Source organism: Neorhizobium sp. 05N33 (assembly GCF_056397445.1).
Genome location: NZ_JBFTNK010000022.1, coordinates 50,963 through 67,467 on the forward strand (window position 1 = coordinate 50,963; position 16,505 = coordinate 67,467).

At 61.1% G+C, this 16,505-nt stretch carries 14 protein-coding genes; 6 read left to right on the plus strand and 8 right to left on the minus strand.

Annotated elements, in window-relative coordinates; all coding sequences use genetic code 11:
- The 3 genes from AC1DLT_RS29125 to AC1DLT_RS29135 all read left to right on the plus strand — a co-directional run bounded on the left by AC1DLT_RS29125 (position 1) and on the right by AC1DLT_RS29135 (position 5,016).
- Positions 1–324, plus strand: a complete 324-nt coding sequence (locus tag AC1DLT_RS29125; protein WP_038542269.1) for an HlyU family transcriptional regulator — start codon at positions 1–3, stop codon at positions 322–324.
- Between the two features lie 231 nt (positions 325–555).
- On the plus strand, positions 556–3,645 hold the full coding sequence (gene amt, locus AC1DLT_RS29130) for an ammonium transporter (protein WP_247037910.1): 3,090 nt from the start codon (positions 556–558) through the stop codon (positions 3,643–3,645).
- An 87-nt stretch (positions 3,646–3,732) separates the two neighbouring features.
- On the plus strand, positions 3,733–5,016 hold the full coding sequence (locus tag AC1DLT_RS29135; protein ID WP_477489037.1) for a GGDEF domain-containing protein: 1,284 nt from the start codon (positions 3,733–3,735) through the stop codon (positions 5,014–5,016).
- On the opposite strand, the gene AC1DLT_RS29140 is transcribed toward AC1DLT_RS29135, so the two are convergent.
- Complete coding sequence (locus AC1DLT_RS29140) at positions 5,013–5,630, minus strand: FMN-dependent NADH-azoreductase (protein WP_477489038.1); 618 nt, start codon at positions 5,628–5,630, stop codon at positions 5,013–5,015. The two genes, AC1DLT_RS29135 and AC1DLT_RS29140, sit on opposite strands and share 4 nt — an antisense overlap.
- 161 nt (positions 5,631–5,791) lie before the next feature.
- Between AC1DLT_RS29140 and AC1DLT_RS29145 the strand changes: the two genes are divergently transcribed.
- The gene (locus tag AC1DLT_RS29145; RefSeq protein ID WP_477489047.1) at positions 5,792–6,760 is read left to right on the plus strand and encodes a LysR family transcriptional regulator; all 969 of its coding nucleotides are present in this window, start codon (positions 5,792–5,794) and stop codon (positions 6,758–6,760) included.
- Between the two features lie 36 nt (positions 6,761–6,796).
- Here the strand turns inward: AC1DLT_RS29145 and AC1DLT_RS29150 are convergent, their stop codons facing one another.
- Positions 6,797–7,825, minus strand: coding sequence for a CorA family divalent cation transporter (locus AC1DLT_RS29150; protein WP_477489039.1), 1,029 nt, complete (start codon positions 7,823–7,825; stop codon positions 6,797–6,799).
- Between the two features lie 301 nt (positions 7,826–8,126).
- On the opposite strand from AC1DLT_RS29150, the gene AC1DLT_RS29155 reads away from it, so the two are divergent.
- Positions 8,127–8,687, plus strand: coding sequence for a DUF2087 domain-containing protein (locus tag AC1DLT_RS29155; RefSeq protein WP_477489040.1), 561 nt, complete (start codon positions 8,127–8,129; stop codon positions 8,685–8,687).
- 87 nt (positions 8,688–8,774) lie between these two features.
- Here AC1DLT_RS29155 and AC1DLT_RS29160 read toward each other — a convergent pair whose 3' ends face one another.
- The 6 genes from AC1DLT_RS29160 to AC1DLT_RS29185 all read right to left on the minus strand — a co-directional run bounded on the left by AC1DLT_RS29160 (position 8,775) and on the right by AC1DLT_RS29185 (position 15,023).
- Positions 8,775–9,611 (minus strand): PhzF family phenazine biosynthesis protein, encoded by an 837-nt coding sequence (locus AC1DLT_RS29160; protein WP_477489041.1) that lies wholly within the window; start codon positions 9,609–9,611, stop codon positions 8,775–8,777.
- A 78-nt stretch (positions 9,612–9,689) separates the two neighbouring features.
- Positions 9,690–11,678 (minus strand): bifunctional 2',3'-cyclic-nucleotide 2'-phosphodiesterase/3'-nucleotidase, encoded by a 1,989-nt coding sequence (locus AC1DLT_RS29165; protein ID WP_477489042.1) that lies wholly within the window; start codon positions 11,676–11,678, stop codon positions 9,690–9,692.
- A 158-nt stretch (positions 11,679–11,836) separates the two neighbouring features.
- Positions 11,837–12,205 (minus strand): response regulator, encoded by a 369-nt coding sequence (locus AC1DLT_RS29170; RefSeq protein ID WP_038542293.1) that lies wholly within the window; start codon positions 12,203–12,205, stop codon positions 11,837–11,839.
- The gene (locus AC1DLT_RS29175; protein WP_477489043.1) at positions 12,202–13,836 is read right to left on the minus strand and encodes a sensor histidine kinase; all 1,635 of its coding nucleotides are present in this window, start codon (positions 13,834–13,836) and stop codon (positions 12,202–12,204) included. Before AC1DLT_RS29175 ends, AC1DLT_RS29170 begins: the two co-directional genes overlap by 4 nt.
- Positions 13,837–14,138: 302 nt before the next feature.
- Positions 14,139–14,468: a PilZ domain-containing protein gene (locus AC1DLT_RS29180; RefSeq protein ID WP_477489044.1), complete on the minus strand. Its 330-nt coding sequence runs from the start codon at positions 14,466–14,468 to the stop codon at positions 14,139–14,141.
- Between the two features lie 93 nt (positions 14,469–14,561).
- Positions 14,562–15,023, minus strand: coding sequence for an Lrp/AsnC family transcriptional regulator (locus AC1DLT_RS29185; protein ID WP_038542299.1), 462 nt, complete (start codon positions 15,021–15,023; stop codon positions 14,562–14,564).
- A gap of 155 nt (positions 15,024–15,178) precedes the next feature.
- On the opposite strand from AC1DLT_RS29185, the gene ald reads away from it, so the two are divergent.
- Positions 15,179–16,297: an alanine dehydrogenase gene (gene ald, locus AC1DLT_RS29190; RefSeq protein ID WP_038542302.1), complete on the plus strand. Its 1,119-nt coding sequence runs from the start codon at positions 15,179–15,181 to the stop codon at positions 16,295–16,297.
- The last annotated feature ends 208 nt before the right edge of the window (positions 16,298–16,505 follow it).

The window sequence follows — 16,505 nt, forward strand, 5'->3', positions numbered from 1 at the left end:
ATGGCTTCGTTCCTGTCTAATATTTTCTCGATGTTTTCCGGCGGCGGCAAAGCTGCCGAAGCACCTGCTGCTTCCGCAAAACCGGTCGAACATAGCGGCTGCATCATCCATCCGGCGCCGATCCGCGAGGGTTCGCAGTTCCGGCTGGCAGGGCGTATCGAGAAGGATGTGAACGGTGAGACGCTGGTGCGCACCTTCGTCCGCGCTGACGTGTTCACCTCCATGGATGACGCGGTCGAATATACCGTCCGCAAGGCTCAGCAGATCATCGACCAGAATGGTCCGGCGCTGTTTTCCGATGGGGAAAAGTCGCGCTCTGCGTGACATGCGTTCCGCATTGTGATCGCAAAAATTGTGAGTCACACTCAAAATTAAATCATTAGCGATAGCTTGAAGCATCTGTTCCGATGTCTTTTCTGCGGTCGACTTTTAATGCGATCTCGCTGGTCATATTTTATGCTCTTTATAGGCTCCGGGCTTTCCGGTGGCCTTATTCCAAGCTTTGCCTTCGCGGATGATCTCCTTTCACAGGCTTCCCGACTGGATATGACATGGATGCTCGTCGCCGCCGGACTGGTGATGATGATGCAGGTCGGTTTCCTTCTGCTCGAAGCCGGCATGGTGCGCTCGAAGAACTCGATCAACGTCGCGCAGAAGAACCTTCTCGATTTCGTCTTCGGCGTCGTCGCGTTCGCCGCAGTCGGCTTCATGATCGCTTTCAGCCGTTCGAACGGTTTCCTGTTCGGGAAGCAGAGCGAGTTCTATTTCCTGCGGGATCTCGACAGCTGGCAGTCGGCCTTTTTCGTCTTCCAGGTGATGTTCTGCGGCACCGCCGCGACGATCGTGTCGGGCGCCGTTGCCGAGCGCATGAAGCTGCCGGCCTATGTGTTCGGCTCGCTGTTCATGTCGGGGCTGATCTATCCGGTCTTCGTGCATTGGGTCTGGGGCGCCGCGCTGTTCCCGAACGCATCCGCCTTCCTGTCGCAGATGGGTTTTGTCGATTTCGCCGGCTCCACGGTCGTCCATTCGACCGGCGGCTGGGTGGCGCTTGCGGCCTGCATGGTCATCGGCCCGCGCATCGGCAAGTTCAATGCCGACGGAACGCCGGTCAGGATCGCCGGCCATAGCCCCGTCCTGTCGACCACGGGCGCACTGCTTCTCTTCATAGGTTGGATCGGCTTCAACGGCGGTTCGACGCTCGGCGTGTCCGACCAGTTAGCGCCGATCATCATGAACACGGTGCTGGCCGGCGGCATGGGCACCTGCGTCGGTTATGTCATCGGATTCTACCAGGACGGCGTCATCCTTCCCGAAAAGTCGAACTCCGGCATGCTCGGCGGGCTGGTGGCGGTGACCGCCGGCTGCCATATCCTCGATCCGGCAAACGCGCTGATGGTCGGTGCCATCGGCGGCGCAGTGGCGATCTTCGGCAACGCCTTCGTCGAGAGAACGCTCAAGATCGACGACGCGGTCGGCGCCATCGGTGTGCATGCCTTTGCTGGTGTCGCCGGAACCCTGCTCCTGGCGCTTCTCGCGCCGGTCGATCAGCTTCCGGCTGGCGGCAGGCTGGCACAGCTGCACGTGCAGCTGGTCGGCGTTGGCGTCAATTTCTACTGGTCCTTCGGTCTCGGTTACGCCTTCTTCTGGGCGGCCGACCGGCTGATGCACATCCGCGTTTCGGCCAAGGACGAAGAGGACGGGCTGAACCTTGCCGAACACGCAACCCGCCTCGGCGTCGGACATGTGGAGGATGCAATGGCCGATCTTCTCGGCGGCAATGCCGACCTGCGCAAGCGCCTTCCCATGGTCAAGGGCGACGAGGCGGAAAAGCTGACCGGCCTCTTCAACCGGCTGATGGATAATGTCGAGGAGGAGGAGCGCAGCCGGGGAGAACTGACCGAGCTCCGACGCGACAACGAGGAATCCGAGCGCGTTGCAGCGCTGGCGAACGCCACGTTCGAGGCGATCCTGATCCACCGGGACGGTATCATCGTTGATGGCAACGAGCAGCTCGGCAAGATGATCGGCCTGCCGCTTCTCGAAATCATCGGCCGTTCCGTCTTCGACTTCCTGCATGATGGCGAGACGATCCCCGTCGTCGACATGATGAAACTCAACGACGACAACAGCCATGAGATTCTCGTGGCGCTGGCGAGCGGCGAGGAAATCCCCGTCGAGGCGCGCGGCCGCGACATCCTCTATCGCGGCGAAAAAGCCCGTATCGGCTGCCTCGTCGACCTCAGGGAGCGCAAGCTGGCGGAGAGCCGCATGCGCTACCTCGCTCTCCACGATCCGCTGACCGGGCTGCCGAACCGGGTGCTGTTTTCCGAGCGGCTGACCGAACTTGTGGATGAGGCCGGAAACGGCAGGGGTTGCGGCGTCCTGATGGTCGATCTCGATCGCTTCAAGGACGTCAACGACATCCATGGCCATCAGGCCGGCGACGCGGTGATCCGCGAAACCGCCGCGCGCCTTGCCGCCGAAGCCGGGCCGGACAATATCGTCGCCCGTCTCGGTGGAGACGAGTTCGCCGTCATCATCGCCCATACATCCGATACCGACGAGCTTGAGAGTTTCGGCGATCGGCTGCTGACCGCGATGGCCGATCCGATCGATATCGGCCACGGTGAACAGGTCAATATCAGCGTCAGCATCGGGGGTGCGCTCTGCCCCGAACATGCAAAAGACGTGGACGCGCTGATCGGCTGCGCCGACGTGGCACTCTATCATGCCAAGAACGCCGGCCGGAATGCCTGCCGCATGTTCAAGCGGGGCATGAACGAATTGATCGAGAAACGCCGGGAGCTGGAAGTCGATCTGGAAATCGCCTTGCAGCGGGGCGAATTCGAACTCTATCTGCAGCCTCGTGTCGAGGCGGAAAGCGGCCTCATCATCGGTTACGAGGCGCTGCTGCGCTGGTTCCATCCGAAGCGCGGCATGATCAGTCCGGGCGATTTCATTCCGGTCGCCGAAGCCTCCGGCAAGATCATCCGGCTCGGTGCCTGGGTGCTCGCCGAAGCCTGCAAGATCCTGGACAGTATCGATGGCCATATCAGCGTCAACGTCAGCCCGCTGCAGTTCCGCCATGCGGATTTCGTCACCGATCTCGCTGATCTGCTGAAGACCACCGGTGCCGATCCGCACCGGATCGAGCTCGAGATCACCGAAAGCGTGCTGATCGAGGACGACAAGCGCGCCGTGCAGATCCTCAACGATTTAAAGCGCATGGGCTTCCACATCGCGCTCGACGATTTCGGCACCGGTTATTCGTCGCTGAGCTATCTCAGCCGCTACCCGTTCGACACGATCAAGATCGACCGCAGTTTCGTCAACAACCTGAACCTGGTCGACAACGCGCAGATCATCGTACGCACCATCATCGACCTCGGCACCGGCCTTGGTATGAAGGTCGTCGCGGAAGGTGTAGAGACGACCGAACAGGCGCTGTTCCTCGCTCATGCAGGCTGCGACGAGCTGCAGGGCTATCTTCTCGGCAAGCCCCGGAAACTAGGCGAGATCACGCGTGAGATCGATCCGGCAATCGCCACCCAGTTGCGCAACGTGCCGAAGAAGTTGCCGGAGATCCAGGATTACCCGACGTTCGAAGGGGAAACCTACCAGCCGTTATTGCATAGTCATGCATAATGGCCATAATCCCCATAGGGGTGGAGAGCTTGTAAAAAGATAGCGGTTACAGCGGCATAATGCCTGCGGGGGGTAAAGCAGATCGAAATGCAGGTGTTCAATCTCGCCCTCTTTCTTCTGGAAGCGGTGATCTATTTCGCCGTCATGACCGCCTTCCTGCATTTCCGCCGCCATCTTGGCCTTGGCATATTTCTGGCGGCGCTCGGCGTCATGCATTTCATGGAGACCTACCTGGCGGCGGTCTTCTACATCGAACTTCCATTCGGCACCGTGTCCCCTGGCTCGTCGGTCTTTTTTGCCGGCAAGCTGATGATGATCCTGCTCCTTTACCTGAAAGAGGATGCGGCAGTCGTCCGCCAGCCGATCTACGGGCTTTTCCTCGGCAATCTTCTGACCGTCGGCATCGCCCAGATTCTACAGGCGCATGAGGTCGTGGCGCTGCCGGGCGGCCGCGCCGCGGACTTGGCGTTTTTGAGCGAGATGGGCTGGCTGATGGTGTGGGGTACGGCGCTGCTCTACGTCGACGCGATCGGTATCATCCTGCTCTACGAACGGCTGGGGCGGGTGCTGCGTAGCAATGTGGTTTTGCGTTTCGCGATCAGCGGCGCGGCTATCCTGACCTTCGACCAGATCGGTTTTTACGCGGCGCTGAACATCCTCTTCGGTGCGCCGCCTTCGGTCTTCTTCGGCGGATGGTACGCCAAGCTGCTGTCAGTGGTTCTCTATTCGCTGCTTTTTGCAGTCTATCTCAAGATCGAGCAGATCCCGCGGCTTGCCAGATCGACGCGCGAGCTTACCGATATCTTCAACGACCTGACCTTTCGCGAACGTTATCAGGCGCTGCTCGCCAAGAGCGGGGTTGATGGGCTGACCGGTCTTTTCGACCGCGGCCGGCTGGAGGCGGATGTTCCAAAGCTCATTCACCGCTGTCTCGATCGGGGAACAGGGCTCAGCCTCATCATCGTCGATGCGGATCATTTCAAACAGGTCAACGATCTCTTCGGCCATCTGAAGGGGGACGAGGTGCTGAAGGAGGTAGCGGTATGCCTGCAGGCCGGCTCCCGCCCGAGCGACCATCTCTCCCGCTTTGGCGGTGAGGAATTCGTGCTGATCCTGCCTGATACCGACCACGACAGCGCCCTGATAATCGCAGAACGCATGCGGACCGCAATCTGCCGTTCGGTCATTCGTCCCGATGGCCAATGCGTGACGGTCTCGATGGGCGTAGCTACGGCTCCGGAGGACGGACACGCCCTCGATACGCTGCTCGGGCGCGCCGACGAACGGCTCTACCGCGCAAAAAATGACGGCCGGGACAATGTCCACGGCCGTCATGGCAGGCTCGTCCCGTCAGGCGCAGGGACGGCTTAAGCGGCGAGAGCGAGCTGCCGATTGCGCTGCTGGGCGGTGGCGATCGCCTTTTCAGCAGCCTCCGGGCCGAAGGCGAGGCCTTCGACATAGATGACTTCCACATCCGTCATACCCAGGAAGCCGAGGACGGTCGTGAGATAGGGGACCGCATGGTTCATGCCGGTGGCCGGGCCTTCGGAATAGACGCCGCCGGATGCGAGCACGATATAGACCTTCTTGCCGGTGGCGAGGCCTTCCGGGCCCTCGGCCGTATAGCGGAACGTCTGGCCGGCGCGGGCGACGTTGTCGATCCAGCTCTTCAGCGTCGAATAGATGTTGAAGTTGATGAGGCCGGTGGCGATGACCACCGTATCGGCAGCCATCAGTTCGGCGACCAGCTTGTCCGAATAGTCGGCGGCGGCAGCTTCTGCCGGGGTGCGGTCGGCTGCGGGCTTGCGGATGGCGGACGTGGTGACGCTGTCGAGATGCGGGATCGGATTGGCACCGAGATCACGATGGACGACCGACGTGCCGTTGTCGCGGGCGCTCAGTTCGTTGGCCAGGTCATGGGCGACCTTGCTGGACAGCGAGTCATCGCCGCGCGGGCTGGAAGTGACGAGGAGGATAGAGGACATGTTTTTTTCCTTATCTGGAGATCTTATCTGCAGTCTTGGGCCTGCAGGAGGATTGGGGAGCGGGTGGATCCGCTGTGTTCGAGAAAATAGATAGGCGTGGACGCCCATCGATAAAACTGAGATAATATAGAAGCTATCTATCGAAAATTTGGATGACGACCATGGATGCCAATCCCACCCTCGATCAGTTGCAGGTGTTTCTGGCGGTTGCCGAAACGGGCAGCTTTTCCGCAGCCTCGCGTGCGCTGAACCGGGCGCAATCGGTGGTCAGCTATACGATCGGCAATCTCGAAGCCCAGCTGGAAATGGCGCTTTTTGAGCGCAGCGGCGCCCGTCAGCCGAAGCTGACCGAAGCGGGCAAGGCGCTGCTGACTGACGCCCGGCGCATCGTCGCCGATCTTCAGGTGATGCGCGCCCGGGCCAGGAGCATCAAGCAGGGGCTGGAGGCAGAACTGTCGGTGGCGTTGAGCGTGATGGTTCCGTCGGATGCCGTTGTAACGGAGCTGCGTGAATTCCGGGAGAGGTTTCCGAGCGTGGCGCTCAATCTCAATATAGGCGAACTGGGCATGGTCATGGAGATGGTCCTATCCGGAAAGGCCGATATCGGCATAGGCGGATCGATCCTTCGGCAGGAGGATTCGGTGGTGATGGAGAAGATCGGCTACTCCTTCATGATTCCGGTCGCCGCTGCCGAACATCCGCTTGCAAAGTTCCGTCGGCCCCTGACGCTCGCGGACGTGCGCGAGGAAGTTCAGCTGGTTGTCACGGACACGTCAGGCCTGACGAATGGCCGCGATTTCAATGTCTTGTCCTACAAGACATGGCGCGTCAGCGACATCGCCACCAAGCACCAGCTGATCAAGGGTGGTCTTGGCTGGGGCGGCCTGCCGGCTTCGGTCGCCGGAAGGGACATTATGGACGGAACTCTCGTCGCACTCGATCTCGAAGCCTACGAGCAAAGTCAATACCCGCTCTATGCCATGCGCAAGGCCGCAAACCCTCTGGGACCTGCAGGCCGGTGGTTGGTCGATGCCATGGAGCGTCGGCTGTCGACCTGCCCGAGCCATGACGACTTCAAGCAGATGCTCGGCATCGAACCTCGGGAAGGAATGCCTGAAGCCGCCGAATAGCCGCAGCTCTATCGGCCGGGGCGCATCGAAGCGGGGTCAAAGCCAGTCGATGCGCTTGAGGATCCACAGCGTGCCCGCGGAAATAACCACGACGAGCACAACGATGACCAGGAAAGCCCAGGTGTCATTAACGCCGGGAATGCCACCGACATTCATGCCGAAGAGACCCGCCACGACGCTCGGCGGCAGGAGAAGGGCCGCCAAGGCCGCAAGCCTGTTGGAATTGCGGGCGATCCGTTCGCCGATGACCGTCGAAAGGTCGTCATGAAGGATGCCGGTGCGGTCGCGGATCGCGTCGAGATATTCGATGAACCGCATCAGCTTGTCGATCACCTCGCGAAAGCGGAGTTTGTCGCGTTCCTTGAGCCACGGCGCATCGTCGTGCTCGATCCTGTTGAGCGCGTCGCGTTGCGGTGCGAGATAGCGGCGTAGCTGTACGGCACGGCGGCGCAGTAGCTTGAGCCTCAGCCGGACTTCGCTTGCTTCACCCTTGAAAATCAGCTCGTCGAGTTCGTCGACCTCTTCGTCCATGTCGTCGAGCACCGGCTCCAGATCGCGGACGAGCTTGTCGCTGACGAGCGCCAGCAGTTCTCCCGCCTGCCGGGGACCCTTGCCATTGTCGAGCGCCCGCCGGATATCGCGCAGCGCGGTGATATAGTGGCCGCTGTCGCGCAATGTCACCAGTCGGTGCTCGTCCACCCAGATATGCAGCGGCACGAGATCGATCTCGTCGGAGTTTTTCTCTGCTTCTTCCGGCGGAGCGGCGCAGACACCCCGCAGGATGATCAGCAGTCCGTCGCCCACGGGCTCGACGCGCGGGCGGGAATCCTCCGCAAGAAGCGCCTCCGACACCAGCGGATCGAAGCCGCCATTGGTATTTATCCATTCCGCGGTCGCCGGGTGATCGCGCTCGAAATGCATCCAGACGATACCGTCGCCCGGCTTCCAGCTGCAGGCCTCGGACATGTTCATCGTCCTGCAGCCGCCGTGGCCGTCGAGGACAAGGACGAAGCGCAGGCCTGGCTCGTCTCCGTAGCTTACTGCGGTCTTTGCCTTTTCGAGCATCCGTGTGCGTCCTCCCCGCCGATTTCGGATCGATTCTACCAGCAAATACTGTGCCCGCGAAGGGTAAGCATTCCCTCAACAACGGCGGAACGATCGGCAGTCACCGGCTGCGAGTTGACGACGTTTCGACCTCTGCTATAACGGCACAACGGTCTGCAGTTCACCGAGGCGTTGCCGTCCCGAAAGGGAAGCTAAACCTGCTCATGACAAAGATGATCAGCACTTATCCCGTGCTAGAGTCGACAAGCCGGCGACCAGCGACACCCTGATTTTTAGGGAATGGCACGTTTAAGGATAAGATATGCCGAGATCCATCTTTCCCATGGAGATCGCCGACCTGTCGGCTTTCGCCAAATCCGTCCGCGACGGGATCGCTAGGTTCGATCACAAGCCGAGCCATCTGGAGATGCTCAATCTCCTGACGCGGGCGGCGGGCTTCCGCAACTACCAGTATTTTCGCGCCGTTGCCAAAACGGCCGACGTCATCGCCGAGTGGCGCCCGGTGCTGGAGGACACGCCGGCGCCCGACGAGGCGCGGGTGTTGAAGACAGCGCGCCATTTCGACGAGGAGGGCAGGCTGGTGCGCTGGCCCGGCAAGCGCGGGCTGCAGGAAATCTGCCTGTGGTTTCTGTGGTTGAAGATACCGGCGGACCGGGAGTTCACCGAACGGCAGATCAGTGAACTCTTGAACACGCTGCACCTCTTCGGCGATGCCGCGATGCTGCGCCGCGATCTCTTCGATTTCGGTCTCGTCCAGCGCACGCGGGACGGCAGGGAATACCGCCGCATCGAAAAGAAGCCGCCGGCGGAATTGAAGCTGCTGCTGTCGCGGATCGATCTCGCCAGGGCAAAAGCGGCATAACCGTCAGTCGGCCCATTCCGGGATCGGTCCAAATCACGATCGTGAGCCATCGGTTGGGACTTTCCCTGCCGATGGTCTCTCCTGGGATCAGAGTTCCAGCGCACCCTGAATACATGTGACCACGTCTCCACCGATCCAGATATCGTCGCCGACTTTGTCGACATACACCCGGCCGGCGCGGCCAAGCACGGTGCCCTGGGCCGCAACGTAGTTCTCCGGCGCGACACCGGATCCGATCAGCCATTGGGCAAGGCCGGCGTTGAGACTGCCGGTGACCGGATCCTCATAGCCGTTGCGGGTAAAGGCACGCACCTCGAATTGCGCGTCCTTACTGTCAAGATCGGGATTGAAGCGCCCGACGAGCCCGACGCGAGTGCCGGCGAGAGCCGAATAGTCCGGCTTGACAGCCAGCACATCGGCGCGCGAGGGCAGGCGGACGCCGATCCAGTCCGGGCCGTTCTCGCACCAGTTGGAATCCTCGATCAGGTTGTCGGGCAGGCTGAGCGCCTTGGCGATCCGCTCCACCAGCGCCGGATCCACCGGACCGCTGCGCGTCAGCGGCGGCGCCGCAAACGCAAGCCGATTGCCGTCACGGCGGATGCGGACGAGGCCCGCGCCGCATTCCTGCACGATATCATCGGTTGGTGATGTCTGTTGCTGCGAGAGCCAGACATGCGCACTGCCGAGCGTCGGATGGCCGGCGAAAGGCAGTTCCTGCGACGGTGTGAAAATCCTCACCCGGTAGCTGGCCTTCGGATCGGTCGGCTCGAGCAGGAATGTCGTTTCGCTGAGATTGGTCCAGTTGGCGAAGGACTGCATCTGCGCGTCGCTCAGTCCGTCGGCACCGATCACCACGGCAAGCGGATTACCGCGCAACGGCTGGCTGGAGAAGACGTCGGCCTGCTGGAACGAGAATTTCGGCATTGCCTAGCCTCATGCGGTTGAAAAGAAAGACGGCAGCCAAGGCTGCCGTCCAGATATTGCCGAAGGTAATATTGGCCGTTACAGCACCAGCCGGAACTTGGCAAAGCCGTTCTCGCCGTCGCCGGCGTCCTCGATCTTGGCACCCTTGACCGTGCTAGCGAACTGGCGGGCTTTGGGGCCGGTTTCGAAGATAGCGCTTGTGCCGGGCAGGGGCTTGAACGACCAATTGGCGTCGGCCGATGGGTTGATCGTGCCCTGTTCGACGATATAGCGCACGATCACGTCGCGGTTGGTGTCGGGCGCCACGAAGATCACCTTGTCGCCGGCGATCTCCGGGAACTTGCCGCCGCCGCCGGCGCGGTAATTGTTGGTTGCCACCACGAATTTCTGGGCCGGATCGATCGGCTTGCCGTTGTACTTGAGGTCGACGATGCGGTTGGAGTTGGCATTGACGAGCTTGCCGTCCTTGTCGAAGCGGGTCGGCTGCGACAGGTCGATCTGGTAGGTGACGCCGTCGATGACGTCGTAATTGTAGGACGGGAAATCGTTGTTGAGGAGAGGTGCGTCCTTGGCGCCTGACGCAACCTGATTGAACATCCCGGCCGACATTTCGAGCCAGTTCTTGACCTGAGCTCCGGTGATCAGCACCGCCTGCACGGTATTCGGATAGAGATAGAGGTCGGCGACGTTCTTGATGGCGATGTCGCCTGCCGGGACATCCGTGAAATACTCGGCACCGCCGCGGCCGCCTGCCTTGAAGGGTGCCGCGGCCGAGAGCACGGGAATGTCCTTGTACTGGCCCTCTTTCAGCATGTCCTTGATGTACCAGGTCTGCGCATTGGCGACGATCTGCACCGACGGATCGTCGGCGACCAACGCGAAATAGGAATAGAGCGGCGCCGAGCTCTTGCCGACCGCGCGGCGGATATAGGCGAGCGTCGCCTCATGTTCCTCCTTGGCGGCCGCGATGATTTCCGGCTTGTCCTTGACGTCGGCGACGATCTTCTTGGCGTCGTCGCGGTGGTAGATCGGCCGGGCTTCGGAGGTGAAGTCCACGACTTTCCAACCCTTGCCGTCCTTTTCTACGAGCAGGTCGATCAGGCCCATATGCGAGCCCCAGAAACCGCCCATGACGGCGGGCTTACCCTGCAGCGTGCCCTTCTTGGTATCGGCCCCCTTGACCCCGTCGAAATCCTTGCTGTTCGGGAAAACGAGATGCTGGTGGCCGGTGAAGATCGCGTCGATGCCGGGAACGCCGGCGAGATAGAGCGACGCGTTCTCCATACGGTCGCCCGGGCCCCCGCCGTCTATACCCGAATGGGAAAGCGCGATAACGACGTCGGCGCCTTCTTCCTTCATGACCGGCACCCAGGCCTTGGCGGCTTCGATGATGTCGCGGGTCTGTGCCTTGCCTTCGAGGTTCTTCGCATCCCAGGTCATGATCTGCGGCGGCACGAAGCCGATGAAGCCGACCTTGATCGGGCTTTCAGCGCCCGAGCCGTCCTTGATCTTCTTCTCGACGATCACATAAGGCTTTAGGAAAAGCTCGTCCTTTTTAGGTTCGGAGGCGAGCATGCCTTTGGTGAGGTTGGCGCAGACGTAAGGGAAGCCGGAGCCCGCCAGCACCTTGAACAGAAAGTCGAGACCGTAGTTGAATTCATGGTTGCCGAGCGTGCCGGCATCGTAGCCGAGTACGTTCATCGCCTTGATGACCGGGTGCTTGTCGCCGTCCTTCATGCCGCGCTCATAGGCCATGTAGTCGCCCATGGGGTTGCCCTGCAGGAAGTCGCCATTGTCAATCAGCATGGAATTGCCCGCTTCGGCGCGGATTGCGTCGATGATCGAGGCGGTGCGGGCAAGGCCAAGCGTGTCGTTCGGCTTGTCGGCGTAATAATCGTAGGGGAAGACGTGGACGTGGATGTCGGTCGTTTCCATGATCCGCAGATGCGCCTGATTGCCGGCAGCGCGCGCGGCAAACGGGTGCAGCATGACAAGCGCCGACGAGGCGGCAAAACCTCCGAGCAGCGAGCGGCGGGTGATCGGGTGAAGATCGTTAAGCGATGACATGGCAGCCTCCTTGGAGCGGACCGGTGAGCGACAATTCGGCGCCATATTGACGCGCGAGGATTGTATCTCCAAGCGGATTCTGAGGCGGTGGAGGAGATGGTGTGATGATCGCGGGCTCTGTCCTAGAGGCGGTCAGGAAGAGGTGCTAACCCGACGCGTCAATAGGCCGCCATCCGCATCGCGTCGACGAGCTGGGCCATCTGGAAGGGTTTGGGAAGGACGGGGATATGGCGCATGTCGGCAGGCAGGCCGAGCGGTCCATATCCGGTCACGAAAATGAAGGGGATGTCGCGCGCGGTAAGGATTTCGGCAACTGGAAAGCTGGCTTCGCCGGCGAGGTTCACATCGAGCAGGGCCATATCCAGCGGAAGCGACCGGGCCTTGATAATCGCATCATCGAGCCGGGAGGCTGTCCCCATCATCCTGCAGCCGATCTGCTCCAGGAACTCTTCGAGCATCATCGAAACAAGTGCCTCGTCCTCGATGATGAGGACGCGAATTCCAACAAAAATCTGGGCATCGTTCACCTTGCACCCGCTTGCAGGGCACCCACTGGCAGGAAGGGCGTCACCTCGGCCGAGACGACAACGTCGCAGAGCGGCGCCTCGATCGTCCCAACGATCCCGGCAGGCTGATCGAATATCACCGATGCCTTGCCGCCGAGATCCTGGGCAAGGCTGCGCTCGATCAGCCTGACGCCGAACCCTCGTCTCGACGGCACGGCGACAGGCGGTCCGCCGCTTTCGATCCATGTCAATCGCAGCAGAGGTTTGGCACCCTCGACAATCTGCCAGTTTATCGCGACCTGACCGTTAAGCGTCGAGAGCGCGCCGTATTTCAGGGCATTGGTCGTCAGTTCGTGCAGACCCATGGCAAGCGCGAGCGCCGCCCGCGGCAGCAATCGCAGCGATGGACCAGAGACCGCGAAGCGATGGTCGCCGCCCTCGCCAAACGGTGCCAGTGCACCGGTGACCACATCGTCGATACTTGCCCCCTCCCATTTTTCGCGGGTGAGCACGTCATGTGCGGCCGCCAACGCCATGAGGCGCCGCTCCAGATTCTGGCGCACGATCGGGTCGCCGCCCCGCAGGGTCTGGGAGGCGATGGCCTGGACGGTCGCAAGCGTGTTTTTGACGCGGTGGTTCAACTCATTGACCATGAGTTGCAGCCGTTCCTCGATCCGTTTCCTCTCGGTGATTTCGACCGAGACGCCGACCAGGCCGATGACTTTGCCATCGGCATCACGCAACGGAGCTTTGGTCGACGACCAGACCCGTGGGTGGCGGCCCTCGCGGCTGATGACCTCTTCGAATTCTTCGGTCCTCGCCTGATCCATGATCCGACGGTCGTTGACCATCACCGCTTCGGCCTGGCCTTTGCTGTCCAGAAACTCCAGGTCCGTGCGTCCTTCGACTTCGGGCCAAGGCTTGCCGATCAGGTCGAGCGTCGAGACATTCGCCAGGATGATGCGGCCCTGCAGGTCCTTCGCGTAGATCAGCCCCGGCGCGGTCTCCAGGATGGCGCGGAGCAGGGCGTTGGTCTGATGGAGCTGCCTTTGGGCGAGCTTGATGGAGGTGATGTCGCTGCTGACTTCAATCGCAACTTCCGGCTCCCCGGCTTCGCCGCGGATCAGCGACCATTTGCCGATGATGTGGATCTCTCTGCCATCCTTGTGGCGACGCGTGAGTTCACCCTGCCATTCGCCGTCGCGCGCGAGGATCGCATTGATTTCCTCGAACGGGATGGGGAAACGGGTGTGGAGAAGGTCGAACCCATTTTTCCCCAGGGCTTCTTCTTCGCAATAGCCGTAAAGCCGTTCTGCGCCGATCCCCCAGAGCACGATCCTGCCGTCGAGACCGCGCAAGGTGCCCTGCGTCTGTCCGAATGTCTGCATGAATCTTTCGAGCCGGCCGAGTTTGGCATCGATATCGCGCTGTATCCTTCGTTTGGCCCAGATGGACGCTGCGAAGGCGGCCGCAGCAAGCGCCAGAAGGATCGTCGCCGCACTCAAAGTATAGGTAGCAAGGAAGAAGCCGTTCGACACCGCCAGAAGGCCCCCCAGCGCCAGGAGACCAGCTGCCAGCCATGTAACGAGGGTAGCCCGCATACGTGCAACCCGCGATGTCGTGGAGGGCGAGGCAAAAGGAACAGCAACCATCGAAGCATCCTTGGTTTTGCCTGCGCGCTGTGACTAGGCGCTCAATGCAGGCGGGAAAAACTGGGACACTTGAACAGCCGCCTACTCTCAACGAGGGCGGGCTTTGGTTTTAATGCTCCGGATAAATTAGGACTTTATCATTTATCAACTCAACGGCAAGTAGTAAATATTTGGTAAATTCTCATTTCGGCTGGATATTTCCGGCATCCGTGGCCTTTACATTGTCGCTGTTTATGCGTGGTGATTCGAGGGATCGTGAATAGGTTGAAAATTGGATGGCGGCGGGAATGCGGCGACCGATCTCAGCGCGAGGCGGGCGCGTCCTTGTGGAAGAAGCGGAAATAGGATGAGACCTGTGCCACCGCATTGCTGTTGATGCTGAACTGCACACCGAGCCGGCCGCTGCGGCGCCACTTGACGGTACCTTCCAGGATGCCGAGCTCTTCGCTTTCGATCCGGACCGGGCTGCCGTCGGCGGCATGCAACGTGCGTCCGCCGAGGTCTAGCGCCATGCCGGTTGGTGAAAGGTCTGTAACGCGGCCTTCGACGGCTTGATTGAAATATTTGACCGTGCCCAGGATACGGGTCTTCTTGCGCTCCGCGCTGCGGGTTTTCATTCGTCCGTTGATCATGATCTCATCCCTCGTTGTTCCTTAAGGCGCGGAAGATACACGCATTGCCTTGAAATCCCTTTAGGACGATCCGTAAAAGTCGAGTGACTCCAATCACAGTCCTACATTCGGCCTGTCGATGATTTCGCGCAGCGCAAAGCTCGAATTGATCTTCACCACGTGCGGCAGCGCCGACAGCCAGTCTCGATGAATGCGCTCGTAATCCTCCAGATCCTTGGCGGCGACCCGCAGGATGTAGTCGTATTCACCGGACATCAGGTAACAGACCAGAACGTTGGGGCAGAGTTTCACCGCCGCCTCGAATTCGGTGAGCGTCTTGGCGAATTGGCCGGACAGCGAGATGTGGACGATCACCATCATCTTGTAGTCGAGCGCCTTGTTGGAAAGGCGGGCGTGATAACCGCTGATCGTGCCGCTTTTCTCGAGGATGTCGAGCCGCCGCGAACAGGCGGACGGGGACAGCCCGACCCGCTCGGCAAGCTCGGCATTGGAGATGCGGCCGTCCTGCTGCAGGGTTCGCATGATCGCAAGATCAATGGCATCCATGGCACTCATTGGTGGATCCTTCGAAATAATCCCGTTCAACGCAATTATCTGCGAAAATACGAGGTTTCGCAATTCGTCTTCGCAAGGACATTCGCACGATTCTCTGGTTAGGTTTCCGGCGGGAACATCAATCGGCGAAAGCCACAACTTGAGAGGAACGCTGCATGCGTGTCGGATGCCCGAAGGAAATCAAAAACCATGAATACCGCGTGGGGCTGACGCCCGGCGCGGTACGTGAATATGTGGCCCACGGGCACGAGGTGCTGATCGAAACGAAGGCCGGCGCCGGCATCGGCGCGGATGACGGCGCCTATGTGGCAGCCGGGGCGAGGATCGTCGGTTCGGCCAAGGAAATTTTCGAAAAATCCGACATGGTCGTCAAGGTCAAGGAACCGCAGCCCTCCGAATGGGCGCAGCTCCGCGACGGCCAGCTTCTCTATACCTACCTTCATCTCGCGCCCGATCCGGAACAGACCAAGGGTCTGCTCGCGTCCGGCGTCACCGCCATCGCCTATGAGACCGTTACCGACGACCGCGGCGGGCTGCCGCTCTTGGCCCCGATGTCGGAAGTCGCCGGACGTCTGGCAATCCAGGCGGGCGCCACCGCACTGCAGAAGGCCCATGGCGGCCGTGGCATCCTGCTCGGCGGTGTGCCGGGCGTGCTGCCGGCCAAGGTCGCCGTTATCGGCGGCGGCGTCGTCGGCTTGCATGCGGCCCGGATGGCCGCCGGCCTCGGCGCCGACGTCTCAATCATCGACCGGTCGCTGCCGCGGCTTCGCCAGCTCGACGATATCTTCAACGGCCGCGTCCACACCCGTTATTCGACGATCGACGCGGTGGAAGAGGAAGTCTTCTCCGCCGACCTGATCATCGGTGCCGTGCTGATTCCGGGCGCTGCCGCGCCAAAACTGGTCAGCCGCGAAATGCTCTCGGGCATGAAGCAGGGCGCCGTCATGGTCGACGTCGCGATCGACCAGGGCGGCTGCTTCGAAACCTCGCATGCCACGACCCATTCCGAACCGACCTACGAGGTCGACGGCATCGTCCATTATTGCGTAGCCAACATGCCGGGTGCCGTGCCGGTGACCTCGGCGCATGCGCTGAACAATGCGACGCTGCAGCACGGTCTGGCGCTGGCCGACCGCGGCCTGCGGGCGATCGCCGAAGACAGGCACCTGCGCAACGGCCTCAACGTTCATAGAGGCCGCGTCACCAACAAGCCGGTCGCAGAAGCGCTGGGCTACGAGGCGTTCGCGCCGGAAAGCCTGCTCAGCGTCGCGTAAGCGGGGCGACTAAGCCATCAGTTAGGGGCTGGAGAGACGCCGGGCGCTTCGCGTCCGGCGTCAGACTGCTGACAAACCCGTCGATATTTTCGGCGGGTTTTGTTTTTGTGGATTTGTTTTTCCGCCGGGAGGTCTTGGCGGGAGGCGCAGAAGGATGGGCTGGCTCATGCCGCGGCTGGTTTTGGTGTTTTGATGAGCGCCATTGCGA

Bases quoted from the DNA above. Each gene is read 5' to 3' on its own strand.
- ald (WP_038542302.1), top strand. From the start codon at position 15,179: ATGCGTGTCGGATGCCCGAAGGAAATCAAAAACCATGAATACCGCGTG.
- AC1DLT_RS29145 (WP_477489047.1), top strand. From the start codon at position 5,792: ATGGATGCCAATCCCACCCTCGATCAGTTGCAGGTGTTTCTGGCGGTT.
- AC1DLT_RS29185 (WP_038542299.1), bottom strand. From the start codon at position 15,023: ATGAGTGCCATGGATGCCATTGATCTTGCGATCATGCGAACCCTGCAG.
- AC1DLT_RS29125 (WP_038542269.1), top strand. From the start codon at position 1: ATGGCTTCGTTCCTGTCTAATATTTTCTCGATGTTTTCCGGCGGCGGC.
- AC1DLT_RS29155 (WP_477489040.1), top strand. From the start codon at position 8,127: ATGCCGAGATCCATCTTTCCCATGGAGATCGCCGACCTGTCGGCTTTC.
- AC1DLT_RS29160 (WP_477489041.1), bottom strand. From the start codon at position 9,611: ATGCCGAAATTCTCGTTCCAGCAGGCCGACGTCTTCTCCAGCCAGCCG.
- AC1DLT_RS29165 (WP_477489042.1), bottom strand. From the start codon at position 11,678: ATGTCATCGCTTAACGATCTTCACCCGATCACCCGCCGCTCGCTGCTC.
- amt (WP_247037910.1), top strand. From the start codon at position 556: ATGCTCGTCGCCGCCGGACTGGTGATGATGATGCAGGTCGGTTTCCTT.
- AC1DLT_RS29135 (WP_477489037.1), top strand. From the start codon at position 3,733: ATGCAGGTGTTCAATCTCGCCCTCTTTCTTCTGGAAGCGGTGATCTAT.
- AC1DLT_RS29140 (WP_477489038.1), bottom strand. From the start codon at position 5,630: ATGTCCTCTATCCTCCTCGTCACTTCCAGCCCGCGCGGCGATGACTCG.
- AC1DLT_RS29175 (WP_477489043.1), bottom strand. From the start codon at position 13,836: ATGGTTGCTGTTCCTTTTGCCTCGCCCTCCACGACATCGCGGGTTGCA.
- AC1DLT_RS29150 (WP_477489039.1), bottom strand. From the start codon at position 7,825: ATGCTCGAAAAGGCAAAGACCGCAGTAAGCTACGGAGACGAGCCAGGC.
- AC1DLT_RS29180 (WP_477489044.1), bottom strand. From the start codon at position 14,468: ATGATCAACGGACGAATGAAAACCCGCAGCGCGGAGCGCAAGAAGACC.